Consider the following 24,178-nt stretch of genomic DNA (forward strand, 5'->3'; position numbering starts at 1 on the left):
ACCCGGCGCGAGTCTCGAAGCATCACCGGAACACCCACCGAGGAGATGACTTCAGATGCAGACCCTGGCGCACTGGGACGGCGGGCCCGGCCCGTGGATCCTTCTCTTCCCGCTGATCTGGGCGGCCGTCGTGATCGGCGTAGTGACCGTCCTCCGCCGTACCGTGTGGCGCGGCCGTCGTGGCCCCTGGCGCGGCATGGACCGCACCGCGACGGACGTCCGCCCGACCGGCGACTCGCCGATCGCGATGCTCGGCTGGCGCTTCGCCTCCGGCGAGATCGACGAGGACGAGTACTGGCGTCGGCTCTCCGTCCTCGACGAGCAGTTCGGACGCACCGATTTCAGCCGCACGGACTTCGGCCGCACCGACTTCGGTCGTACGGGCAAGGGCGGTGCGGCATGAGCACCGCGACCGCCACGAAGGCCACGCGGACCGCGGCACGTGTCGCCGACGCCGTGAAGGTGTACGGCAGCGGCGACACCGCCGTCCGGGCCCTGGACGGGGTGAGCGTCACCTTTCGGGCCGGACGCTTCACCGCGATCATGGGGCCCTCGGGCTCCGGCAAGTCCACCCTGATGCACTGCGCGGCCGGTCTGGACACCCTCACCTCGGGCGCCGCGTTCATCGGCGACACCGAGCTGAGCAGCCTCGACGACCGCCGCCTCACCCTCCTGCGGCGCGACCGCATCGGCTTCGTCTTCCAGGCGTTCAACCTGGTCCCGACGCTGACCGTCGCGGAGAACATCACGCTGCCCAGGGACCTCGCGGGCGGCCGGGGCGACGCCTCGTCGCAGGAGTGGATCGACGCGCTCGTCGACGTGGTCGGCCTGCGCGACCGGCTGCACCACCGGCCCTCCGAACTCTCCGGCGGCCAGCAGCAACGCGTCGCCGTGGCAAGGGCGTTCGCCGGCCAACCCGACGTCGTCTTCGCCGACGAGCCGACCGGCAACCTCGACTCGCGCTCCGGCGAGGAGGTCCTGAACCTCCTCGGCCGGGCCGTACGCCAGATGGACCGCACGGTCGTCATGGTCACCCACGACCCGGTCGCCGCCGCACACGCCGACGAGGTCGTCTTCCTCGCCGACGGCTGCCTCGTCGACCGGATGGAAGCACCCACGGCCGACAAGGTCCTGGACCGTATGAAGGCCTTCGACAGCAAGGGAGCGCCGCCGGCATGAACGCCTCCGTGCGCATCAGCGTCTCGTCCCTGCGCGCGCACAAGCGCCGCTTCGCCGGTACGTTCCTGGCGGTGCTCCTCGGCGTCGCCTTCCTGGCCGGCACCCTCGTCATGGGCGACACCCTGCGCGCCAGCTTCGACACGATGTTCGGCAACGCCACGAGCGGCACCGACGCGGTCGTCCGCAGCGCCGGCACCATCACCACGCCGGGCGAGAGCCAGGGCGTACGGCAGCCCGTCGACACCGACCTGGTGACGGCCGTCGAGAAGGCCCCGGGTGTCGCGGCAGCGGAGCCCGACATCCAGGGGGCCGGCCAGCTCGTCGGCGCGAACGGCAAGCCCATCGGCGGTCAGGGCCCACCCACCCTCGCGGGCAACTGGATCGACGACCCGAAGCTCAACTCCTACCAACTTGCCGAAGGCCGTGCCCCGTCCAAGTCCGGCGAGGTCGTCGTCAACCGGGGCGCCGCCGAGAAGGGCGACCTGAGGATCGGCGACACGACGACCCTGCGGACCCCCGACCCGGTCAAGGTCACGATCGTCGGCCTGGCGACCTTCGGCGGCGAGGACGGCATGGCCCAGGTGACCTACACGGGCATGACGCGGTCCGACGCCGAGAAGTACCTGACCGCGAAGCCCGGCGAGGCCGCGAGCATCCTGGTGCGGGCCGGGCCCGGTACCGGTCAGCAGGAACTCGTCGACGCCCTGACTCCCGTACTGCCCAAGGGGGTTGAGGCGATCACCGGCCAGGAGCTGGCCGCGGAGAACACCGACATGATCTCCGGGCAGTTCCTGTCGCTCTTCACCACCTTCCTGCTGGTGTTCTCCGGTGTGGCGCTGCTGGTCGCGACCTTCTCCATCCACAACACCTTCGCGATCGTCGTCGCCCAACGCACACGCGAGAACGCCCTGTTGCGCGCTCTCGGTGCCTCACGCAGGCAGGTCACCGCGTCGACCCTGGTCGAGGCGAGTGTCGTCGCCGTGGTCGCGTCCGCCGCCGGACTCGCGGGCGGCATCGGCATCGCGGCCGGGCTCCAGGCACTGTTCCCGGCCATCGGATTCCCGTTCCCCGAGGGCGACTTGGTGATCAGCGGGCTGTCCATGATCCTGCCGCTCGCGGTCGGCATCGTGGTCTGCATCGGCTCGGCGCTGCTGCCCGCCGTACGCGCCGGGCGCACCGCACCACTGGCGGCGCTGCGGGAGACCGCCGTCGACCAGTCCGGCGCGTCCCGCACCCGTGCCGTCGTGGGCACCGGTCTCGCCGCGCTGGCGATCGCCGTCACACTGACCGGCGTCACCGTCAGCCCGTCCCTCTGGCTCGCCGGAAGCGGCGCGATCCTGGCGCTCGCCGCCTTCGTGGTCCTCGGCCCGGTCGCCTCGACCACAGCCGTACGCGTCCTCGGCAGCCCGCTCGACAAGCTGCGCGGCGTCACCGGCGGCCTGGCCAGGCGCAACGCCCTGCGCAGCCCCAAGCGGACCGCCGCCACCGCCAGCGCGCTGATGATCGGCGTCGCCGTCGTGTCACTGTTCACGGTCTTCGGCGCCTCGCTGAAGGCCACCATGGACCAGACGGTCTCCCGTTCCTTCGCGGGCGACGTCGCGGTGAGCACTCCGTCGTTCGGCGCGGGCGGCAGCGGACTGAGCCCGCGGCTCGCCCCCGCGATCGCCGAGCGGCCCGAGGTCGACACGGCGGTCGGACTCGGCCGCGGTGTCGCCGAAGTCGACGGCAAGGGGCGGGCGTTGACCGTCACCAACCCGGTCGCGCTGGAGCGCACCTTCGACCTCGGCGACGTACAGGGCTCGATGCGGAACCTCGGCGACGACGGCATCGCCATCACCGAGAACGAGGCCGACAAGCAGGGCCTCAAGACCGGTGACACCGCCCAACTGGCGTTCACCGACGGCAAGAAGCAGACCTTCACGGTCCGCGCGGTCTACGGCCAGTCCGAGCTGGCGGGCGACTATGTCATCACCCGCGACGCCTGGGCCCCGCACCGCACCCAGGACTCCGACACGCTCGTGGCCGTCACCTTCAAGGACGGCGTGAGCGCGGCCGACGGCAAGGCGGCGGTCGAGAAGGTCGCGACGGCGTACGGCAATCCGGAGGTGCAGACCCGCGACGAGTACGCGCAGTCCTCGGCCGGCGGCATCGACATGATGCTCACCCTGGTCTACGCGCTCCTCGCGCTCGCGGTGCTCATCGCGCTGCTCGGCATCGCCAACACGCTGACCCTCGCGGTCCACGAACGCACCCGCGAACTCGGCCTGTTGAGGGCCGTCGGGCAGACCAGGGCGCAGCTGCGCGCCATGGTCCGCTGGGAGTCGGTGCTCGTCGCCGCGTTCGGCACGGTGGGTGGACTCGCGCTCGGCGGATTCCTCGGCTGGGTGCTCGTCAAGGCGTCCGACGGAGCGTCCGCCAGCGCCTTCGCCTTCGCGATGCCGCCGTTCCAGCTCACGGTGGTGGCCCTCGTGGGGGTCGCGGCCGGAGCCCTCGCGGGCCTGCGCCCGGCCCGGCGGGCGGCACGCCTCGACGTACTGCGCGCCATCGCCACCGAGTAGTGGGGTGGGCACGCCATCGCCGCCGAGTGGGCGGGCGGGCGTGCCACCTCCACCGAGCGGACCCACGGATGCGCACCCGCCACCGAGTGGACCGAACCGCGGGCCTTCGCCACCGAGCGGAGGAGGAGGCCCCGGTCACCGCCCGGTCAGCCGGCAACGGCCGACCGGGCGGGAGCGTGTCCGGTCCTGAGCGTGCCGGCGGCGTGCTCCACCTCCGCGAAACTGCGCGCGGGCGACTCGGCGGCCGCGCCGTACGGCGGGCAGGCGGGCAGACCCGCCGTGGCGGAGGCGGCCGGAAGGGTGAACCACACGACCTTCCCCGACTCGCCGTCCGGCCGCACACCCCAGCTCTCGCTGAACGCGGCGACCATCGCGAGCCCACGTCCGCAGGTCGCGGAGGAGTCGGCCTCCCGCACCTCGGGAAGGCGCGGGTCGTTGTCGTGCACCGAGACGGTGAGCCGGTCGAGCAGCAGCTCGATCTCCACGGTGCACAGCTTGTCGGGCAGGGCGTGCCGGTGGACGTTGGTCAACAGCTCTGTCACACCGAGCGCGGCCCGGTCTATCAAGGGATCCAGATGCCAGTAGCGCAATTGCGCAGATACGATTCTGCGGACCTGGCCGATCCGCGACGGCAGGGCTTGGAGCTCCACCGTGCAATGCCTGCTTGGCTGGCTGATCACGGCTGCGACTCCCCGAATTGAGGTCCGGAAGAAGACGGAGTACGGATCCAGCGGGCGGCCTGCGCGCAAACGACCGCCTGCGGTTGGTGCCCGGCGGGCTGGTTCGCAGCGTTATCGCCGGTAAACCCAGAGTGACGTGAGAACAGCGTGACGCAGGAGGTTCGGTCCCGCAAGTCGTTGTGTCCGTGGCGATGTCCCCGGCAACCGGGCCGACAACGCGAGGGCTCTCAGCGCCCGCGCCCCGCCGCCTTGCGCACGGCCTCGATGAACCGGCTGGCAGCCGGTGGGCCCGGTTCCCCCGGAGCCGGATCGTGTTCCCCCAGTGTCAGCAGATAGCGCGTGCCGTTGACGTCCGCCAAGGCCCGGTCGTCATGGGCGAACCAGGGCTTCGACGCCCGGACCGCCTGCACCGGCGCGCTGTCGATCTCGCTGCCGTAACTGGTGAGCAACTCCAGCCTGCCGTCGCTGATCCGGACCTGTCCGGCCCGGGTGAGCGAACGCAGCCTCTTTCCGATCCGCACGCCCGTGGCCGTGAACTCCGGCTCCGCCATGTGCCCCGCCCCCTTGTGCGCTTCGGCCTCTGTGCCTGGGTCTTGCCACGTTTGCTGCTGTCCGGCCGCACCTGCTTCGGTCCGGCCGCGCCGCGACCCGGGTGGATCCCGCTCCAGTGTGCGTCCCCGCCCGGACCGGCGTCCCATGCGGTGCAGTCTGCCCGCCTTCGGTGTCGAGCACCAGTGCGCATGACGACGTCACGGGTGCTCTCCGGCGCACTCGCGCGAATGCGCCCCCCCACCGTCCGACGCGAGCTGCGCCAGGGGTTCCTTTGAGGTGCTCAAAGGTGTGTTTATGCAGGTGAGAAGCGTGCGGAAGGTGCATATGATCGAGGTGTCCGACCGCGTGAACCGGCGTCGGCACAACCGAAGGAGCCCCGCCGTGACCACCCCACAGCAGGCCCGCACCCATGAGCCGATGGCCACACTCGATGTCGATCACAGCGACGCGGAGTACCGGCACTGGCTCAAAGAAGCCGTACGGAAGGTCCAGGCCGACGCGAACAGATCGGCCGACACCCACCTCCTGCGCTTCCCGCTGCCCGAGGGATGGGGCATCGACCTCTACCTCAAGGACGAGTCCACCCACCCCACCGGCAGCCTCAAGCACCGCCTGGCCCGCTCGCTGTTCCTGTACGGCCTGTGCAACGGCTGGATCCGCCGCGACCGTCCCGTCATCGAGGCGTCCAGCGGCTCCACCGCCGTCTCCGAGGCGTACTTCGCGAAGCTCATCGGGGTGCCCTTCATCGCCGTCATGCCCCGCACGACCAGCCCCGAGAAGTGCCGCCTGATCGAATTCCACGGCGGACAGTGCCATTTCGTGGACGACCCGCGGACGATGTACGCGGAGTCGGCGGCCCTCGCGGCCGAGACCGGCGGACACTACATGGACCAGTTCACCTACGCGGAGCGGGCCACCGACTGGCGCGGCAACAACAACATCGCCGAATCGATCTACCGTCAGCTGGAGTTGGAGCGCTACCCCGAACCGGCCTGGATCGTCGCCACGGCCGGCACGGGTGGCACGTCGGCGACCATCGCCCGGTATGTGCACTACATGCAGCACAACACCCGTATCTGTGTGGCCGATCCGGAGAACTCCTGTTTCTTCGAGGGCTGGACCACGGGTGACGCGGACGTCACCACCGACTGCGGGTCGCGCATCGAGGGCATCGGCCGGCCGCGGATGGAACCGAGCTTCGTGCCGGGGGCCATCGACCGGATGATGAAGGTGCCGGACGCGGCGAGCGTGGCCGCCGTGCGGGCACTGGAGGCGGCCATCGGGCGCAAGGCGGGGGGCTCGACCGGTACGGGGTTGTGGAGCGCGCTGAAGATCGTGGCGGAGATGGTGGCCGCGGGGCGGACGGGGAGCGTGGTGACTCTGTTGTGCGACCCCGGTGACCGCTATCTGGACAAGTACTACTCGGACGAGTGGGTGGCCGGTCAGGGGCTGGACATCGAGCCGTACGCTGCGGCGATCTCGTCGCTGTTGGCGACGGGGGTTTGGCCGGATTGAGGAGTTCGCTGCGCGTGCAACTGCGTCTGCGGGTGCGTCGTGGCTGGTCGCGCAGTTCCCCGCGCCCCTTCAGGGCGCGTGCGTGGAGCTCAGCCGTCGGTCCAGCTTCGTCACCGCGTCGCGGAACGCCCTGCCCAGGCCCGCTCGGCCCAGTTTTATCGCGAAGCGGAACGGGGCTGTTCCGTCGGCGGCCCAGGTCCACTGGACTCTCGTACCCGTGCCGTCCCGGGTGAGGCGCCACTCCTCCACGAGGGCGCGGGCACCGGGAGCGTTCGTCACGTCGACGCGGTACGTGTAGACCTCGGAGGGCTCGGCCGCGAGAATCGTCTCCTCGAAGCGCGTCCCGCCCTTCAGCCGGATCTGCCTCCCGGTCCCGTCCTCGGTCGGGCGGGCCGCTGTCACCGCCGAGAACCACTCGGACCAGCCGGTCACGTCCTCGGCGAGCGCGCGATAGACGGTCTCGGGTGGCGAGGCGATCTCTCTCGCGAAAACCAGACGCAGGGGAGCGGTCTCGACGAAGTCGAGTCCCACCGGACGCAGTCGGTGTGCCATGTACGGACCCCCTCGCGGGAACAAACGGGGAACGAATCCGAACGCAGCCCCACAACACGGCGGTTGACGGGGCATCGTCACCATAGCCGGGGGCTCGTCGGATGTCTGTACCGCCCACCGATGCCCCGCCGCCCCGGCGCCGTCAGTCGTCCGGCTCGCTCTCGTCCTCGGGCTCGCCCGCCACCACCAGGCGCCGCAGATGCTCGGAGATCTCCGCACGCGCCCCGGAGGGCAGCCCGTCGTCCGTGACCAGCGTGTCGATCTGTTCCAGCGCGGCGAACGAACTCAGGCCCACCGTGCCCCACTTGGTGTGGTCCGCGACCACGACGACACGCCGTGCCGACTGGACGAGGCGCCGGTTGGTCTCGGCCTCCGCCAGGTTCGGCGTCGACAGGCCGGCCTCGACCGATATGCCGTGCACACCCAGGAACAGCACGTCGAAGTGGAGCGCCGCGATCGCCTGGTCCGCGACCGGCCCCACCAGCGAGTCCGACGGCGTGCGCACGCCACCGGTCAGTACGACCGTCGCCGCTCCCTGCCGCTGTCCCGAGGTGCGCTGTGCCGCGTGGAAGACATCGGCGACCCGCACGGAGTTGGTCACGACCGTCAGATCCGGCACGTCGAGCAGCTGATGGGCGAGCGCGTAGGTCGTCGTGCCGCCCGACAGGGCGATCGCCGTGCCCGGTGCGACCATCGCCGCGGCGGCCCGCGCGATGTCCTCCTTGGCGGTCAGCTCCAGACCCGACTTGGCCTCGAAGCCCGGCTCGTGCGTGCTCGCCTCGACCACCGGGACCGCTCCGCCGTGCACCTTCTCCACCACGCCCTGGCGGGCGAGCGCGTCGAGATCGCGGCGGACCGTCATGTCCGACACGCCGAGTTTCCTGGTGAGTTCGTTGACGCGGACACCGCCGCGCCGCCGGACCTCGTCGAGGATCAGAGCGCGCCGCTGCTCCGCGAGGAGGTTCTGATTCTCACTCACGTCCGCTCCGGTTCCCTTCGCCTCGACACGTCCGGCATGTCCCCGAACCCCCTCCGACAAGGACATTCACCCTCACCTCCGGTCCATGGGATGCCCCATCCTCGCATGGGTCACCGCAGGTCGCGCCACTGCCTGTGGCGACGCGCACACGTCACGCTGCCATCTTCCGTTCGTCACTGTCACACGGATCGGGGAGATTCCGTGACGAGTGGTGCGCAACGATCCCGGAGGCGGGATCCTTGTACCTGAACATGACACGTGCCGTACGGGCATCACGGGGGAAGCGGAACAGTGGAGCGTCCACAGAGGCATGCCTCGTCGCATGAGGCGCACGAGGCGCACGAATCCGAGCGGCGGCCCGCGACGGCCGACACCGCACTCGAACTCCTGGTCCACGGCGTCGGCGGTACGACGCCCCAGGAGATGCTCAATGATCCGCGCACCGTCCGGATCACCGGCGACGACACGGCCGCGGTCTTCCGCCGCGCCGACGACGTCGAAGCCGAGAAGAAAGCGGCGAAGCGGCTCGACGAGGACCCGGGCAAACCGGTCCCCGAGGCGTACGTCTGGTGCAATCTCACCTCGGGCAACGGCTCCCGCGCACTGTGGCTGCTGCTCCTGCCGTTCATGGTGGTCAACCTTGCGCACTGGATGCGGCCCACGGTCAGGGACAACCGAGTGCGGACCGTACGGCTCTACGGTCTGCTCGTCCGACTCGCCGGCCTGACCCTCACCGTGCTCCTGGTCGCCGCCGCCTGCGAGGTCGCCCTCGACCTGGCCGCCTGGCAGTGCGCGGGCACCGGCGGATGCGCCCAGGAGCATTCCTGGCTGGGCTTCCTCTCCCCGGCGGGCCCCGACGCAGGCTGGTGGAGCCTGCCGGGCCGCCGACTCGCCCTCGCCGCCCTGGTGCCCGCCGCCCTCACCGTCCTCCTCTGGTATCTCTCGCACCGCACCTGGAGCGCGTACGAGTCCCAGCCGCCGATCGAGTACGGGCCCGAGTCCGACGACGAGCCAGGCCGGGCCGGTCTCGGCCGCCCGGGCTTCTGGTACGGACGCCGGCTGGTCGCCCGGCTCCGCGCCGCGCACACCGCCGCGGGCCTGCTGACGATCGTCGCGGCGGTCGGCACCTCGGCCGCCCGCTACGACCGCGAGCCCGGCGGACCACCAGTCCTGGAGGCGCTCGGCCGGATCGTGGAGGCGACACTCGTGGTGGGCGGGGTCGTCGTGGTGTGGGTGGTCTGCCGCCGAGGCCGCAGCGAGCACCGGCTCGACCGGCACCTCGACGCCGCCCTGGTCCGCTGGCTGCCCATCGGCTCACTCGTCCTGCTCGCCCTCACCCTCCTGTACGCCGGCTGGTCGCGCCCGGGATGGAGGTCGGAGGGCCGACTGCCCGGTGGCGACGCGATCTTCGGCGGCATCGCACTCGTCCAGTGCCTGCTGGTGATCGTGCTCGGCGTGGTGGCCCACCTCCTGTACCGCGCCCACCCGGATCCACGTACCGCGATGCGCGGTCTGGCCGGGCCCGCCGTCGCCATGCTGGCCTGCGCCCTGGGCGGGGTCATGTCCGGCGGAGTGGCCCAGCGTGTCGCCGACTGGCTGGACGGCACCGGAGGAACCATCGAGGGCCCGCCCGTCCTGCTGACCTGGCAGGCTTCCGTCATCCCGCCGCTGCTGATCGTCCTGCTCGCCCTCGTCGGCTGGCTGGCCAGGCGCACCGTACAACTGCGCCGCATCGAGACGGCCGCCGTGGAACTCGACTACGACGACGAGCCCGCAGACACCGGGCGCACCCGACGCATCGCCCGCATGCGCGCCATGGCCGCCCTCACCGACCGGGCGCCCCGGATCATCGGCATCACCTCCATCGTGACGCTGCTCCTGGGGGCCCTGGCCCTGATGGGCGCGATGACCACCGACGAGACCCCCGGCGAGGCCGCGCACGGTACGTACCCCGTCGTGCAGGGGGCGGCGGAGGCCGCGCAGGCGCTGGGGTCCTGGCTGATCGGTGTCGGCTTCATACTGTTCGTCACCTGGGGACGCCGCGCCTACAAGGACCCCTCGGCCCGGCGCACGATCGGCATCCTGTGGGACGTCGGTACCTTCTGGCCGCGCGCGGCACACCCCTTCGCGCCCCCTTGCTACGCCGAGCGCGCCGTGCCCGACCTGACCTGGCGCATGGCGACCTGGACCGGTGCCGCCGAGGGCCGGCGGCTCGTCCTCTCCGGCCACTCCCAGGGCAGTGTCCTCGCGGCCGCCGCGGCCTGGCAGCTCAAGCCCTCGGTGCGCAAGCGGGTCGCGCTGCTGACCTACGGTTCCCCGCTGGAGCGGCTCTACGGGCGCTGGTTCCCGGCCCACTTCGGGCCCGACGCGCTCAGCGGGCTGCACCGAGAGGTCGACTGCTGGCGCAACCTGCACCGGGCCACCGACCCCATAGGCGGCCCCGTCCGGCTGCCCGGCGACTGCGGCCCCAAGGTCGACCGGGAGGCCCTGAAGGACCCTCTCGCGTACGGCCGCACCGAGGACCATCCGCTGCCCGCACCGATCCTCGGGCACTCCGACTACCAGGCCGACCCCGCCTTCGCCGAGGAGCGGAGGAAGCTGCTCGCACGGCTCAGGCCGGAGGTGCCGGGGCCAAGGGAGGACAGCGGACCCGAGGAGTCACAGGAAGAGTCCCGGCTGGAGCCGACGCCCATGTGAGGCCCGGCGCCCACGCGAGGCGGAGGCGGCCGATGCGGGAGGGCCTCAGGGGAGCTCCGGGAGGTCCTCCGCGTACAGGAGGGTGAGGTCGTCCTTGCTCGGTTCGGGGAGCTGGGCGACCCGCCCCGCGTGCCGCTCCACCATCGCCTCGAACGTCTGCCGCGCCGTGCGGCCGTTGCCGAACGCGGGCCCCTTCGGGATCGCCGTGAAGTACTTGATCAGCGCCTCGCCCGCACCCGCCGCGATCCGGTACTCGTGCTCCTCGGCCTGCTGCTCCACGATCCGCAGCAACTCCTCGGAGTCGTAGTCCCCGAAGGTGATGGTCCGTGAGAACCGGGACGCCACACCGGGGTTGACGGTCAGGAAGCGCTCCATCTCGGCCGTGTAGCCCGCGACGATCACCACCACCGCCTCCCGGTGGTCCTCCATCAGCTTCACAAGTGTGTCGATGGCCTCGCGGCCGAAGTCGCGCCCCGAGTCCTCCGGCGAGAGCGCGTACGCCTCGTCGATGAACAGCACACCGCCGCGCGCCCGGTCGAAGGCCTCCTGCGTACGGATGGCCGTGGAGCCGATGTGCTCGCCGACCAGGTCCACCCGGGACACCTCGACGAGATGACCCTTCTCCAGCACTCCGAGCGAGGCCAGGATCTCGCCGTACAGCCGGCCGACCGTCGTCTTGCCGGTGCCCGGGGACCCCGTGAAGACCAGATGGCGTCGCGCCGAGGCCGCCTTCAGACCCGCCTGCTGGCGGCGGCGGCCCACCTCGATCATGTCGGTGAGGGCCCGCACCTCGCGCTTGACGCTCTCCAGGCCCACCAGCGCGTCGAGTTCACCGAGCACGGCCGTCGACGAGCGCGCGGGCTGGTCGGGCTCCTCGGGTGCGACGAGCGGCTCCTGCTCGGTGATGCGCTGCCCCGGGATCGCCCCCAGCAGACCGGGAGACTGACTCGTGGTCTGTACGGCGGTCTCCTGCGCCGGAGGCCGAACCCCCGCGCTCTCGTCGCTCGTGCAGTCCTCGACCACGGGGCCCGTGCCGGACGCCTGGTCGCCACCGGCGTCCGCGAACTCGTAGCCACCGCGCGCACAGCGCTCCGTACGGCACTTCTTCAGCGTCGTACGGCAGCCGTCGAGCACATGGAAGCCGTAGCCGCCGCTGTCCGTGACGCGGCAGCCGTTGAAGGTGCCGCGGCCGCCCGCCGACACATAGAAACCGGCCTCCGCGGGCGAGGTGACCGTGCACCGCTCGATGGTGGGATCGGCGCCCTTGGTGACGATCACGCCCGTCTGAGTGCCGTCCACGGTGCAGCCGTTCAGCGTGCCGCCGCTGCCGTGGTCGCGGAACCAGGCGCCCGTCGCCGCGTCCCGGATCCGGCAGTCGTCGAGCTGCGCGGTCGCGCCGTCGCTCACCGACACGGCCGTGTTGCGGACCTGCGAGATGTCGCTGTCGACGACGTCCGCGCGCGAGCCGCGGTCCAGCACGAACAGCGCGTCCGGCACGTCGTGCACCCGGCAGGAGTCGAGCACCACCGTCGCGCCGTCGCTGACCCACACCGCGGGGTAGTCGCCCGTACTGTCGTGGATCTCGCACTGGTTGGCGTCCACGCGCGTGCCCGGGTCCCAGACCGACAGACCGTTGCGCCCGAACTGCCGCACGGTGGAACGGGTCATGGTGAGGACGGAGCGGGACCGCAGGTCGACCGCGTTCTCCGGGATGTCGTGGATGCGGCAGTCGGCGAGCGTCAGAACGGCGTCCGTGTCGAGCGTGATGCCGTCCGCGGTCGTACGGTGCACATCGCAGTCGGTGAGATGTGCCGTGGCCCGCGCGGTGACCTGTACTCCGCTGCCCCTGACCTCGTACACCTCGCAGCCGATGGCTTCGAGCGCGGACTGCTCGCCCGTCGCCGACAGGCCGGCGCCCGAGGTGTGGTGGATCCGGCAGCGCTCCAGACGCGGATGGGCACCGCCGCGCACGGAGACGCCCGACTGGCCGGCCGCCACGACCTCGCACTCCTCGAACACCCCGCCCCCGCCGTCCAGTACGGCGATACCGACCCCCGCGGGGTTGTCGACGGTGCAGCGCCGCACCGTAGGGCGCGCGCCGCCGCGCACCTCGATACCGGCCGCGGACCGGGTGACGATCCGGATGTCCATCAGCTCGGGTGTGCCCTCCTCGACGAGCAGGGCGGGCGCGGCCGAGTCCTGTCCTTCCACGAGCAGGTCCTGGACCACCGCGGAGGCGCGCACGGTGAGCGGTACCCCGTCGACGGGAGCGATGCGCACGGAACCGGATGAGCCCTCGGGGCCGCGCAGTGTCACCGCCCGCTGGACGACGAGGTTCTCCCGGTAGGTTCCGGCGGCGACGGTGAGGACGTCACCGTCGGCCGCGGCCTCCAGGGCGGCGGCGAGCGATGCGTACTCACCCGTGCGGCGCCGCCACCGCGACGTACCGGTGTGCGTCACCTGGACCGTGCCCTGTGCCATGGCGCTGCTGTGCCCCCACCTCGTCGTACGCGGGTCCTGAGAGGCTCTTCCCGACACCCGGCCGCGTCAACTCCGCGCACGGGGAACGAGAACAGCCTCTCACGACGGTGCCGAACATCTCGGCCGGTCCACCGTAGCGTGCGCGGAGCTTGCCGGTTGACCGGAGCGGTGAGGCCGTCAGCTGCCCGTGCCCGTCCTGCCCCAGTCCGGGCCTGCCTGCGACCATGCCTGGTCGAGGCGGTCGTACCTGCGCCGCACCATGCGCCACACCACCAGCCGCCGGGAACCCTCGACGAGACCCGCGCAGGCGACGGCCGTGCCGAACCCGGCCAGGGCGGCATGTGTCGTCGCCGTCGCGGTGTCCAGCGGCCGGCCGACTATTCGGCCCTGCAGGTCCGTCCAGACCGTGAAGTGGTCGCCGCGGTGCGGGGAGTTCAGGGCCGCCATGACGGTGTCCCGCCGCGCGGTGCCGTCGGGAGCCGTCCAGTCGGCGATGACGCGGGTGTGCGAGTCACGCCCCGAGGCCGTCTCGGGATCGGGGTCGAGCGGGGTGCGGTCAGCCTTCTTGACGACGATCGCGACCACGGGATGGCGGTCCAGCCGCTGCTCGCGCACGGACTGCTGCAGGGCGTCCTGGGCCAGCCCGCCGATCAGGACACCGGCCAGGGGTGCCGCGACGAGGATCAGCAGCAGCGCCCCCAGCGCGAGCCACGCCTCGGCGAGATCCGTCGTGCGCCGCAGCGGGTTGTGCCGCCAGCGCCAGAGTCCCCTGATGGCCCGCAACGTCCCGACCCCCTTCCGCGTCCGTGATAACCCCCACCGGAGTCGTTCACGCGCGGTGCCGGCGAAGAGAGAGCGAAGTCACCCCTCGCGCCCGGCCTCTCATGAACTTCTCACACAGGCTCAACGGGCATGCCGGGCGTCGGTGTTCCCACGGCGAGGGCCTATTCCAGGAGCCTGACCGGATCGCCCATGCGGACCGAGCCGGGGGACTCCGGCACGAGATTCTGCCCGAAGACCAGCTTGTCGCCGAATCGGCGGTGGCGGGCAAGGGTGCGCAGCGGCTCCCTGCCACGCTCGGCGGTGCCCTGGTCGGTGGTGGTCACGACGCAGCGCCCGCACATCTTCGCGACCCGGAAGGTGACCTCGCCGATGGCGATCCGGGACCAGTCGTCCTCGGCCCAGGCGGCGGTGCCCTCGACCACCACGTTCGGCCGGAAGCGGTTCATGGGCAGCGGGCCCTCGCCGGGCCGGTCGCCCTGTGCGATCAGCGCGTTGAGGGCGTCGAGCGAACCCAGCGTGGTGAGCAGCAGGGGATAGCCGTCGGCGAAGCTGACCGTCTCGCCGGGCCGGGCGAACTCCGGGTCGATGGGCCTGCGGACGGCGGGGTCGTCCAGGTGCACGAGACGCACCGCGATGCCGAGCCAGTCGCTGAACCAGGCGTGCGCCGAGGCGTCGGCGGCGACCCCCTCCACCTTGTCGTTCCAGATCTCCACCGTCGTCGTCCCGGTCGGCTCGGGCACGCGGACGGCGAGCGGCTCACGGCCGGGCGCGGACAGCAAAATGCCGCCGTCGGGCCCTTGCTCGACGGCGGACAACGCCATGCGCGGCTGTGGACGTTGAGTGACGACCTTGTCGTTCTCGTCGATCAGCACCCAGCGCCGGTCACCCGACAGACCCCACGGTTCCACGACGGCCTCGCGCAGGGCATGACCCCCTGCCGCCTTCAGCGGATAGACGTGAATCGAGTGCAGCACCGGCTTCGACATGAGGTCATCGTGCCAGCGGACACGGACGACCTCGGCCGATTTTCCTCAGTAACCGCGGTACTGCTGGTTGTTGTAGGGCTCCTGGTACGGGGCCGGGGCGGGACGCGGGGCGGCGGGGCGCATCGCCTCGTAGCCCGTACCGCCCGCCATCGGACGCTGCGGCTGGGGGGCCTGCTGGCCCGGGTAGCCGCGCGGCGCACCGGCCTGCTGAGGGATGTAAGGCGCGGCCTGTTGCAGCGGCGAGGGCTGTTGGGCCTGCGGGTAGGCGTACGAAGGAGCCTGCTGAGAGGGCGCGGCAGGCAGTGCGGGCAGTGCTGACGGCAGCGCGGGCAGGTGACTGCCCGTGTCATAGGCCGCGGGGACCCGGATCGGGGCGATCTGCGGGGTTCCCCGCTCGGCCACGAGGGAGTCGTAGATCGGAGTGTCCGGGAAGGAGGCGGAGTAGTAACCGCCGCCATAGGTGGAGCGGGGGGAGGTCATGGCACATAAGTTAAGCCCACGATGTGCTGGTTGGGGAGACCGATAAGAGGGTTGTTTTCCGTGTCGGCCGTGACGTGGGATCGTCAATGCGAGCGAACTTGGCGAAAAGGGGCGGCGGCCGGGACTCAGTTCATGTAAAAGCCGAGTTCCAGGCCGGTTACTCGTGGGTTGGTCGTTGATCTCCCGCACCGGGTGATGGGCGTTCGCCGCTCGGGGGATTAGGTTGGCGCGGAACGGCTGAACGAACCGAATGAACTGAACGTGACAAGGCGCGGTCGTGCGCGGAGACACCCGATGGGGGCGGACATGTCAATGCCTAAGGGATCGAACGTTCCGGTGCCGACGACGGGACTGCGAGTCGAGCTGGGATGGCAGGCGGGCCCGGGCGTGCCCGACGCCGACGCCTCGGCCCTGTTGCTGGCTTCCGGGAAGGTCCGCTCCGACGGGGACTTCGTCTTCTACAACCAGCCGGCCCACTCCTCCGGCGCGGTGCGCCACGAGGGCAAGCAGAGTGCCGGCGGCCAGGTGAACGACACCCTGTTCGTCGACCTCGCGCGCGTGGAGCCCGGGATCGAGACGGTGGTGCTCGCCGCGTCCTCGGACGGCGGCACGTTCGGGCAGGTGCCCGGCCTCTACATCCGGGTCGTGGACGCACAGCAGGGGACGGAGATCGCGCGCTTCGACAGCGAGGGCGCGAGCGTCGAGACGGCCTTCGTGCTCGGGGAGTTCTACCGCCGCCAGGGCGCCTGGAAGTTCCGCGCCGTCGGACAGGGCTACAGCAGCGGCCTCGTAGGCCTTGCCACGGACTTCGGGATCTCGGTGGACGAACCGCAGCAGGCGGCGCCCGCTCCCGTGGCCCCGCCCGCCCCCGTGGCGCGGCCGGTCACCGTCCCGCCGGTCACGGCCGCGCCGGTGACACCGCCGCCCGCCCCGCCGACACCGCCCGCCCCGCCCACGGCTCCGGTACGCCTGACCAAGGTCACGCTCACCAAGGAGGCCCCGTCCGTCTCGCTGACCAAGCAGGGCGGCACCTCCGGCGTGATGCGGGTGAACCTCAACTGGCAGGTGCGCAAGCAGTTCTCGGGGTGGCAGGCCAAGCTGGGCCGGGCCGTCGCCATGCACGCGGACCTCGACCTCGACCTGTGCGCCCTGTACGAGCTCTCCGACGGGAGCAAGGGTGTCGTCCAGGCCCTGGGCAACGCCTTCGGAGCACTGCATCAGCCGCCGTTCATCCATCTCGACGGCGACGACCGCACCGGGGCCTCGACGAGCGGCGAGAACCTCAGCATCAACCTCGACCACACACAGCACTTCCGCCGCGTCCTCATCTTCGTGACCATCTACGAAGGGGCGCGTTCCTTCGCGGACCTGGACGCGACGGTGACCCTGCAGCCGCTGCACGGCGCGCCCGTCGACTTCTCGCTCGGCGAGTGCACGGTCCCCTCGACGGTGTGCGCGCTCGCCCTCATCACCAACACCGGCAGCGACCTCGTCGTCCAGCGCGAGGCCCGCTTCCTCGTCCCCGATCGCGGAGTGAGCCCACAGCGCACCGTCGACTACGCGTACGGGTGGGGCATGAACTGGACGCCCGGCAGGAAGTGACCGGCAGGAGCCCGTCGGCGCCGGACGTGCTCGCTCAGGGCTGCTCGGGCGCCGCGTCGGGACGGGTGTAGGTGCGGCCCTTCCAGGCCGCACCGCGCCCCCTGTAGTGCTGCACCGCGGAATCCACCGTCATGAGGAGGTACAGGAACGCGGTGACCGGGAGCGACGGGGCGAGCCACAGCGGCTGGCGGTAGTACCGGAGCATCGGCAGATACGTCACGGTCATCACCAGCCACGCGAGCCCGCCCGCCACCGCGGCACCGGCGCTGCCGGCCGCGAGGCCAGCGAACAGCGCCACGGGCGGCACCAGATACACCACCGCGAGACCGGCCACCGTCCCGGCCAGCACCAACGGGTTGTGCCGCAGCTGGGCGTACGCGCTGCGCGAGACCATCCGCCACAGATCGTGCAGCCGCGGGTAGGGGCGCACGCTGTCGACGCGTTCCGCGAGCCCCAGCCAGATGTGCCCTCCGGAGCCCTTCACCGCCCTGGCCACCGCGACGTCGTCGATCACCGCGTGCCGGACGGCGTCCGGGATCCGTGCCCGGTCGGCGGCCTCGGTGCGCAGCAGGACACAACCGCCCGCCGCCGCCGCGGTCCGCGACCCCTTCACGGCGATCCACCGGAACGGATACAGCTGAGCGAAGAAGTACACGAACGCCGGCACCACGAGCCGCTCCCAGACACTCTCCACCCGCAGCCGGGCCATCTGGGACACGAGATCGAAGTCCCCGGCCTCGGCCGCGGCCACCAACTCCCGCAGGCTGTCCGGCGCGTGCGCGATGTCGGCGTCCGTCAGCAGCAGATATTCGGGTGCACGCGCGCGTGCCAGACCGATGCCGTGATGTACGGCCCAGAGCTTGCCGGTCCAGCCCGCGGGCGGCTCCCCGGGCGAGTCGACGGTGAGCGGCAGCCCGCCGTGCAGCCGCGCCAGTTCACGGGCCAGCTCCCCGGTGCCGTCCGAACTGCCGTCGTCCACGAGGAAGATCTCGGCCCGCCCCGGATAGTCCTGCGCGAGGAGCGAGGGCAGGCTGTCCGGCAGCACGGCGGCCTCGTCCCGTGCCGGTACGACGACACACACGGACGGCCAGCCGTCCGGCTCCCGGCGCGGCGGCAACCGCATGTCCGTACGCCAGAAGAAGCCCTGGCCCAGGAGCAGCCACAGCCAGGCGGCGAGTGATCCGACGGCGGTCCACACAAGGGCGCTCACCCGTCGCAGTCTGCCCCACCCCGGCGGCCCGTCGAGGCGGATCGTCTATGGTGACCGGGTGAAGATCGCGCTCATGGACTCCGGAATCGGACTGCTCGCGGCGGCCACCGCGGTACGTCGTCTGCGGCCCGACGCGGAGCTCGTTCTCTCCTCGGACCCGGGCAGCATGCCGTGGGGACCCCGCACACCCGAGGACGTGACCGCCCGCGCCCTCGCCGTCGCCGAGGCGGCCGCCGCGTACCGGCCCGACGCCCTGATCGTCGCCTGCAACACCGCCTCCGTGCGCGCCCTGCCCGCGCTGCGCGCCCGCCTTGAGCCGGGGGTGCCCGTCATCGGCACGGTCCCCGCGATCAAGCCGGCCGCCGCGGGCGGCGGACCCGTCGCGATCTGGGCGACGCCCGCCACCACCGGCAGCCCCTACCAGCGCGGCCTCATCCGGGAGTTCGCCGACGGTGTGAGCGTCACCGAAGTCCCCTGCCCCGGACTGGCCGACGCCGTGGAGCACGCGGACCGGGCGGGCATCGACGCCGCGATCGCCGCCGCCGCGGCACGTACCCCCGACGATGTAAGGGCCGTCGTCCTGGGCTGCACCCATTACGAACTGGTCGCCGAGCGGATCCGCGCGGCCGTGCAGCGGCCCGGCCTCGCCCCGCTCGTCCTGCACGGCTCCGCGGGCGCGGTGGCCGCCCAGGCGCTGCGCCGGATCGGCGAGCACCCGGCCCCGGACGCTCCCGCGCACGGCAGCCTCACCGTGCTGCTCGGCGGACGCGAGGGGACGCTGACCGAGACCGCGTTGACGTACGACGAGGGCCGTCTGCTGCAGGCGATGAGCCCCGCCCGCTGAGCCTCCGCCACGAAGCGGACACCTGGCGTCCACCCGGAGCAGTAACAGCCCGCAACCTGGTGCCCGCACTGCGGAACCTGAGTACGCTCTCTGGCATGAGGGACCACCCCCACGGCGAATCGGGCGCTGCCGACGCCCCGCACCCCGAGGTCTGGCACGGCCGCGCCTCCAATCGTGTGCAGTGGCTGCTCGCGAGCGGTGGAGCCGCCTGTCTGGCGCTCGGTATCGAGCTTGCCGTCGACTCCACATGGACGTCCGGCATCGCCCCCCTCGTCATGTCCGTGGTCGGCTGCATCGCCGCGGGACTCCTGGTGCTCTTCGGCACGCTCGCCTTCGTGCACGTCGCCGTGAAGGTCGACAAGGACTGCCTGGAGGTGCGCTGCGGCCACATGGGCCTCCCGCGCCGCCGCATCCCGCTGTCGCACATCATCGGCGCCGACTTCGCGCCCCGGGTGACGCCCCGCCAGTGGGGCGGCTGGGGCTACCGCTGGCGGCCCGAGCAGGGGACCGCCGTCGTCGTCCGCCGCGGTGAGGGCCTGGTGCTCCGGCTCGGCGACGGCCACACGTTCACGATCACGGTCGACAACGCGGAAGCGGCCGTACGGGACATCCGTCGTCGGCTGAAGGCGGCCGCCTCGGGCACCACCCGCTGATCGCGGAACGGATCCCGCCCCGCCGACTGCGGAAAGGGGTTCGGCGTCCCGGGTTCCTCACGGGGACAGCGGGTCCTTTCGGGCGCGTCCACCGGGCCCCATCGCGTTCTGCGGCGCCTCTTCGAGCATGGGGCGTGCCGTGGCCAGGCCCGCGAGGAGGCCCGCGCCCGCCGTGACCGTGGTGAAGCTCAGCGCGTTGCCGACCGCGGCGATCGCGGCCAGCGCCGTCAGGGCCGCACCCGCCGTGAGCACGACCGGCGTCGGGCGCGGCGACCGCCACAGGGCGTACAGAACCCAGCAGAACACCGCCGCCAGCAGGGCCACGCCGACCACGCCCTGTTCGGCCGCCTGCTGGAAGGGCGCCGAGTGGGGTTTGCCGTCGGGCAGCAGCGTCTGCGTGACGGTCGGGCTCAGTTCCGAGAACCGGCCCGGCCCCACGCCCAGCCCCGGCTCCCGGCCGGCCATGTCGAGCGCGTCCTGCCACAGCAGCACGCGATGCGGGGTGAGCTGTCCCTCAAGAGACGTGGTGAGACCGTCCGGCAGCACGTTCTCAGCGACGGCCCAGGTCGCCCCGGTCACCATGACAGCGGCCAGCGCGAGGCCGCCGAGCCCCAGGCCACGGCGTCGCATACGGTCGGCGGCCAGGGAGCACAGCAGCACGGCCAGACAGGCCGCGAAGCCCGACGTCGACCCCAGGACTGCGGCGGTCCCCGCGATACCGGCGGCCAGCAGACGGAACACCAGCCGCAGTCCCGGCGGACGGGCAGCCCAGGCCGCGCAGCACGCGGACCCCGCGGAGAGGGCCAGCAGCGCGGCGGTGGCGCCGGTCTGCCCGAGCGGCGAGATCACCTGGGGCCCCTGGGTGGTGTGCGGGGAGGCCACCGCCAGACCGAGCCCGGCGAGCGCGCCCGCACAGGGCGCGGCGACCGGCAGAAGCTCTCCGCAGATCCGCCCCGAGGCGTAACCGGCGGCGACGGCGAGCACCGCCAGGAGTACGCCTTCGGGACGCCCGCCGTGTGCCGCGGCCGTGATCAGGGACCAGGCCGCGCAGGCCCCCAGCACGACCACGCCCGTCGCGTCCGACGCGCTGCGTCTCTCGTGCGCCGACGCCGGACCGGCCGCCGACGCCATTCCTGTGGACCCCACCCCGTCGCCCCCGGCCTGTGAAGGGCCCCGACCGCCCGGCCGGCCTGCCACGGCCCGTACGTCAGAGGCTCCGGCACACCGTAACGGGTGATGCGCCGGTTTGTGGACGAGTTGCGCAGAAACGATGCAGCAGGTGGGAGGGGAGTGCCCGGGCACGTGACCAGGGCCGCGCTGTCGGCTCCGTGACCACCCGCCGTACACTCCGGGGGTGACCGTCACAGCAACCTCCGTGGACGAGCCGGAGCAGCTCGAACCGCAGGCCCGGCCCGTTTCGCGCGTGGTCCGGCTGATGCGGCGGCTCGCTCCGGCCGCCACCGCGGCACTCTCCGGAGTGCTGCTCTACGTCAGCTTCCCGCCGCGCACTCTGTGGTGGCTGGCCCTGCCGGCCTTCGCGCTCTTCGGCTGGTTGCTGCGCGGCCGCACCTGGAAGGCGGGCCTCGGGCTCGGCTACCTCTTCGGCCTCGGTTTCCTGCTGCCCCTGCTCGTGTGGACCGGAGTGGAGGTCGGGCCCGGGCCGTGGATCGCGCTGGTCGTCATCGAGGCGGTGTACGTCGCGCTCGTCGGCGCCGGCATCGCGGTCGTGTCGAAGCTGCCCGGCTGGCCCCTGTGGGCCGCCGCCCTGTGGATCGCCGGTGAGGCGGCACGCGCGCGTGCCCCGTTCGGCGGCTTCCCCTGGGGCAAGATCGCCTTCGGTCAGGCGGACGGCGTCTTCCTGCCGCTCGCCGCGCTGGGCGGCACCCCGGTGCTCGGCTTCGCCGTCGTCCTGTGCGGCTTCGGCCTGTACGAGATCGTCCGCCTGGCCGTCGAGACGCGGCGCACCCGTGCCGTACGACGCGGGGCCGCCGCGGTGGCTCTGCTCAGCTTCCTCCTCCCCGTGCTCGGCGCCTTCGCCGCGCGGCCCCTGGTCAGCGACAAGGCCGAGAACGGCACGGCGACCGTCGCCGTCATCCAGGGCAACGTTCCGCGCGCGGGCCTCGACTTCAACTCCCAGCGGCGCGCCGTCCTCGATTACCACGCCCGGGAGACCGAGCGCCTGGCCGCGCAGATCAAGGCGGGCAAGGTCGCCCAGCCCGACTTCGTGCTGTGGCCGGAGAACTCCTCCGACATCGACCCGTTCCGCAACCCCGACGCCTACGCCGTGATCGACAAGGCGGCAAGGGCGATCGGCGCGCCCATCTCGGTCGGCGGCGTCGTCGAGAAGAACGGCAAGCTCTACAACGAGCAGATCCTCTGGGACCCGCGGAAGGGCCCCGGCGCCACCTACGACAAGCGGCAGGTCCAGCCGTTCGGCGAGTACCTCCCCATGCGGTCGCTCATCGGAGCCATCAACGACAACTGGACCTCCATGGTCCGCCAGGACTTCAGCCGCGGCACCGAGCCGGGCGTGTTCACCATGGCGGGCACCCGGGTCGGCCTCGCGACCTGCTACGAAGCGGCCTTCGACTGGGCCGTGCGCGACACCGTCACCCATGGCGCACAGATGATCTCCGTGCCGAGCAACAACGCCACGTTCGACCGCAGCGAGATGACCTACCAGCAGCTCGCGATGTCCCGGATCCGCGCCGTCGAGCACAGCCGCACCGTCACCGTCCCGGTGACCAGCGGCGTCAGCGCCGTGATCATGCCGGACGGGAGGATCACCCAACGGACCGGCATGTTCGTTGCGGACTCCCTCGTCCAGAAGGTGCCGCTGCGCTCCTCCGAGACACCTGCCACACGGGTCGGAATCGCGCCGGAGATGGTCCTGGTGCTGATCGCGGCCGGCGGCCTCGGCTGGGCCGTGACGGCCGCGGTGCGCGGACGACGCGCCGGTGACGCGTAGCCGTACGCCGGTGGTGCGCTGCTCGTACGCGTCCTGAATGCGCCGAGCCGACGAAACCGGGCGGTTAGGGTCGGCCCATGGCTACTCCTGACTTCATCCGTACGATCCGGGCCACCGCCGGCCAACAACTGCTCTGGCTCCCCGGAGTCACCGCCGTCGTCTTCGACGACGACGGCAGAGTGTTGCTGGGGCGCCGGGCCGACACCGGCAAGTGGGCCGTCATCGCCGGAATGACGGACCCGGGGGAGCAGCCCGCCGCCTGTGCCGTGCGGGAGGTGTACGAGGAGACGGGCGTCCGGTGTGTCGCCGAGCGTGTCGTGCTCGTACAGGCACTGACGCCGACCACGTACCCGAACGGCGACATCTGCCAGTTCATGGACATCACCATCCGCTGCCGGGCCGTCGGCGGCGAGGCCCGTGTCAACGACGACGAGTCGCTGGAGGTCGGCTGGTTCGACGTGGACGCGCTGCCGGAGCTGACCGAGCACGGACTGTTCCGGATCAAGCAGGCGCTGTCCGACGAGCCCACGTGGTTCGACCCCATGACCTGAGCGCGAAGTGTGGGTTGCACCCACATCGGTAGGGGCGTGGCCGCTGCCTAGGGTCGGGGCATGACCGCGCCCAGCGCCCTCGCAGGCACCCACGCCCCGTCCCTCGACCTCGGCGGCCGTACGGCCCTCGTCACCGGCGCCGCGGGTGGCATCGGCCGCGCGTGCGCACTGCGGCTCGCCGCGGCCGGGGCCAAGGTGCGGGCGGTCGACCGGGACGCCGCTGGACTGGGCACCCTCACCGAACAGGCCCGCGGCCTCGCGGGCACGGTCGAACCGCACGTCCTCGACCTCACCGACCTGGACGCCGCCGAGTCCGCCGCGGCCGGCACCGACATCCTCGTCAACAACGCCGGGCTCCAGCTGGTGCGCCCCATCGAGGAGTTCCCGCCCGACACCTTCCACACCGTGCTGACCGTGATGCTGGAGGCCCCGTTCCGGCTGATCCGCGGAGCACTCCCGCACATGTACGGGCAGGGCTGGGGCCGCATCGTCAATGTGTCGTCCGTACACGGGCTCCGCGCCTCCCCCTTCAAGTCGGCGTATGTGGCGGCGAAACACGGTCTGGAGGGACTCTCCAAGACCGCGGCCCTGGAGGGCGCCCCCCATGGCGTCACCTCGAACTGTGTGAACCCCGCCTATGTGCGCACCCCACTGGTCGAGAAGCAGCTCGCCGACCAGGCCGCCGCCCACGGGATACCCGAGGAGCGGGTGCTCGGCGAGATCCTTTTGCAGGACAGCGCGGTCAAGCGCCTCATCGAACCGGACGAGGTCGCCGAGGCCGTGGCGTACCTGTGCGGACCGGCCGCGTCCTTCGTCACCGGAACCTCACTTGTCCTCGACGGTGGTTGGACCGCGCACTGAGCACGAGTTGTCCACAGGGCTGGTCAGGCTGTCGGTGCGACGGGTAA

At 71.8% G+C, this 24,178-nt stretch carries 21 protein-coding genes; 11 read left to right on the top strand and 10 right to left on the bottom strand.

Going from position 1 to position 24,178, the window contains the following annotated elements; translation table 11 throughout:
• Positions 1-55: 55 nt before the first annotated feature.
• From JEQ17_RS42690 to JEQ17_RS42700, 3 genes are read left to right on the top strand one after another with little or no spacing between them, the layout of a single operon-like run.
• Positions 56-403, top strand: a complete 348-nt coding sequence (locus JEQ17_RS42690) for an SHOCT domain-containing protein (RefSeq protein ID WP_234048575.1) — start codon at positions 56-58, stop codon at positions 401-403.
• A complete protein-coding gene (locus JEQ17_RS42695) occupies positions 400-1,179 on the top strand; it encodes an ABC transporter ATP-binding protein (RefSeq protein ID WP_200400272.1) in 780 nt (259 codons plus the stop codon). The genes JEQ17_RS42690 and JEQ17_RS42695 overlap by 4 nt, the downstream gene beginning before the upstream one ends.
• Positions 1,176-3,737 carry an ABC transporter permease gene (locus JEQ17_RS42700; protein ID WP_200400273.1) on the top strand — a complete coding sequence of 854 codons (2,562 nt, stop codon included), beginning with the start codon at positions 1,176-1,178 and terminating at the stop codon, positions 3,735-3,737. Before JEQ17_RS42695 ends, JEQ17_RS42700 begins: the two co-directional genes overlap by 4 nt.
• Positions 3,738-3,883: 146 nt before the next feature.
• Here JEQ17_RS42700 and JEQ17_RS42705 read toward each other — a convergent pair whose 3' ends face one another.
• Positions 3,884-4,417 (bottom strand): ATP-binding protein, encoded by a 534-nt coding sequence (locus tag JEQ17_RS42705; protein WP_200400274.1) that lies wholly within the window; start codon positions 4,415-4,417, stop codon positions 3,884-3,886.
• Between the two features lie 227 nt (positions 4,418-4,644).
• A complete protein-coding gene (locus JEQ17_RS42710; RefSeq protein WP_200400275.1) occupies positions 4,645-4,968 on the bottom strand; it encodes a hypothetical protein in 324 nt (107 codons plus the stop codon).
• A gap of 418 nt (positions 4,969-5,386) precedes the next feature.
• Between JEQ17_RS42710 and cds1 the strand changes: the two genes are divergently transcribed.
• Positions 5,387-6,484 carry an L-cysteine desulfhydrase Cds1 gene (gene cds1, locus JEQ17_RS42715; protein WP_200402010.1) on the top strand — a complete coding sequence of 366 codons (1,098 nt, stop codon included), beginning with the start codon at positions 5,387-5,389 and terminating at the stop codon, positions 6,482-6,484.
• Positions 6,485-6,553: 69 nt separating this feature from the next.
• On the opposite strand, the gene JEQ17_RS42720 is transcribed toward cds1, so the two are convergent.
• Together JEQ17_RS42720 and JEQ17_RS42725 are read right to left on the bottom strand one after the other, a co-directional pair.
• The gene (locus tag JEQ17_RS42720) at positions 6,554-7,036 is read right to left on the bottom strand and encodes an SRPBCC family protein (RefSeq protein WP_200400276.1); all 483 of its coding nucleotides are present in this window, start codon (positions 7,034-7,036) and stop codon (positions 6,554-6,556) included.
• A 142-nt stretch (positions 7,037-7,178) separates the two neighbouring features.
• Positions 7,179-8,015 (bottom strand): DeoR/GlpR family DNA-binding transcription regulator, encoded by an 837-nt coding sequence (locus JEQ17_RS42725; RefSeq protein ID WP_200400277.1) that lies wholly within the window; start codon positions 8,013-8,015, stop codon positions 7,179-7,181.
• A gap of 291 nt (positions 8,016-8,306) precedes the next feature.
• Between JEQ17_RS42725 and JEQ17_RS42730 the strand changes: the two genes are divergently transcribed.
• Positions 8,307-10,712, top strand: a complete 2,406-nt coding sequence (locus JEQ17_RS42730; RefSeq protein WP_200400278.1) for a hypothetical protein — start codon at positions 8,307-8,309, stop codon at positions 10,710-10,712.
• Between the two features lie 45 nt (positions 10,713-10,757).
• Here JEQ17_RS42730 and JEQ17_RS42735 read toward each other — a convergent pair whose 3' ends face one another.
• From JEQ17_RS42735 to JEQ17_RS42750, 4 genes are all read right to left on the bottom strand, one after another.
• Positions 10,758-13,193, bottom strand: coding sequence for a right-handed parallel beta-helix repeat-containing protein (locus tag JEQ17_RS42735; RefSeq protein ID WP_200400279.1), 2,436 nt, complete (start codon positions 13,191-13,193; stop codon positions 10,758-10,760).
• 177 nt (positions 13,194-13,370) lie between these two features.
• Positions 13,371-13,976, bottom strand: a complete 606-nt coding sequence (locus JEQ17_RS42740) for an Rv1733c family protein (protein WP_200400280.1) — start codon at positions 13,974-13,976, stop codon at positions 13,371-13,373.
• Positions 13,977-14,137: 161 nt separating this feature from the next.
• The gene (locus tag JEQ17_RS42745) at positions 14,138-14,962 is read right to left on the bottom strand and encodes an MOSC domain-containing protein (RefSeq protein ID WP_200400281.1); all 825 of its coding nucleotides are present in this window, start codon (positions 14,960-14,962) and stop codon (positions 14,138-14,140) included.
• A 45-nt stretch (positions 14,963-15,007) separates the two neighbouring features.
• Positions 15,008-15,442 (bottom strand): DUF6643 family protein, encoded by a 435-nt coding sequence (locus tag JEQ17_RS42750; protein WP_200400282.1) that lies wholly within the window; start codon positions 15,440-15,442, stop codon positions 15,008-15,010.
• Between the two features lie 306 nt (positions 15,443-15,748).
• Here JEQ17_RS42750 and JEQ17_RS42755 point away from each other — a divergent pair, with 306 nt between their 5' ends.
• On the top strand, positions 15,749-17,044 hold the full coding sequence (locus JEQ17_RS42755) for a TerD family protein (protein ID WP_200400283.1): 1,296 nt from the start codon (positions 15,749-15,751) through the stop codon (positions 17,042-17,044).
• A 34-nt stretch (positions 17,045-17,078) separates the two neighbouring features.
• Here JEQ17_RS42755 and JEQ17_RS42760 read toward each other — a convergent pair whose 3' ends face one another.
• A complete protein-coding gene (locus tag JEQ17_RS42760; RefSeq protein WP_200400284.1) occupies positions 17,079-18,254 on the bottom strand; it encodes a glycosyltransferase in 1,176 nt (391 codons plus the stop codon).
• Positions 18,255-18,312: 58 nt separating this feature from the next.
• Here JEQ17_RS42760 and JEQ17_RS42765 point away from each other — a divergent pair, with 58 nt between their 5' ends.
• Positions 18,313-19,098, top strand: a complete 786-nt coding sequence (locus JEQ17_RS42765) for a glutamate racemase (RefSeq protein WP_234048576.1) — start codon at positions 18,313-18,315, stop codon at positions 19,096-19,098.
• 95 nt (positions 19,099-19,193) lie between these two features.
• Positions 19,194-19,751 carry a hypothetical protein gene (locus JEQ17_RS42770; protein WP_200400286.1) on the top strand — a complete coding sequence of 186 codons (558 nt, stop codon included), beginning with the start codon at positions 19,194-19,196 and terminating at the stop codon, positions 19,749-19,751.
• A 57-nt stretch (positions 19,752-19,808) separates the two neighbouring features.
• On the opposite strand, the gene JEQ17_RS42775 is transcribed toward JEQ17_RS42770, so the two are convergent.
• The gene (locus JEQ17_RS42775) at positions 19,809-20,882 is read right to left on the bottom strand and encodes an O-antigen ligase family protein (RefSeq protein WP_200402011.1); all 1,074 of its coding nucleotides are present in this window, start codon (positions 20,880-20,882) and stop codon (positions 19,809-19,811) included.
• A 223-nt stretch (positions 20,883-21,105) separates the two neighbouring features.
• On the opposite strand from JEQ17_RS42775, the gene lnt reads away from it, so the two are divergent.
• The 3 genes from lnt to JEQ17_RS42790 all read left to right on the top strand — a co-directional run bounded on the left by lnt (position 21,106) and on the right by JEQ17_RS42790 (position 24,131).
• Positions 21,106-22,719, top strand: coding sequence for an apolipoprotein N-acyltransferase (gene lnt, locus JEQ17_RS42780; protein WP_200400287.1), 1,614 nt, complete (start codon positions 21,106-21,108; stop codon positions 22,717-22,719).
• 77 nt (positions 22,720-22,796) lie between these two features.
• Entirely contained in the window at positions 22,797-23,270 is a 474-nt protein-coding gene (locus JEQ17_RS42785; protein WP_200400288.1) for an NUDIX hydrolase, read from the top strand.
• A 60-nt stretch (positions 23,271-23,330) separates the two neighbouring features.
• Positions 23,331-24,131, top strand: a complete 801-nt coding sequence (locus tag JEQ17_RS42790; protein WP_200400289.1) for a 3-hydroxybutyrate dehydrogenase — start codon at positions 23,331-23,333, stop codon at positions 24,129-24,131.
• The last annotated feature ends 47 nt before the right edge of the window (positions 24,132-24,178 follow it).

The sequence above is a fragment of the Streptomyces liliifuscus genome, assembly GCF_016598615.1.
GTDB classification, from domain to species: Bacteria; Actinomycetota; Actinomycetes; order Streptomycetales; family Streptomycetaceae; genus Streptomyces; species Streptomyces liliifuscus.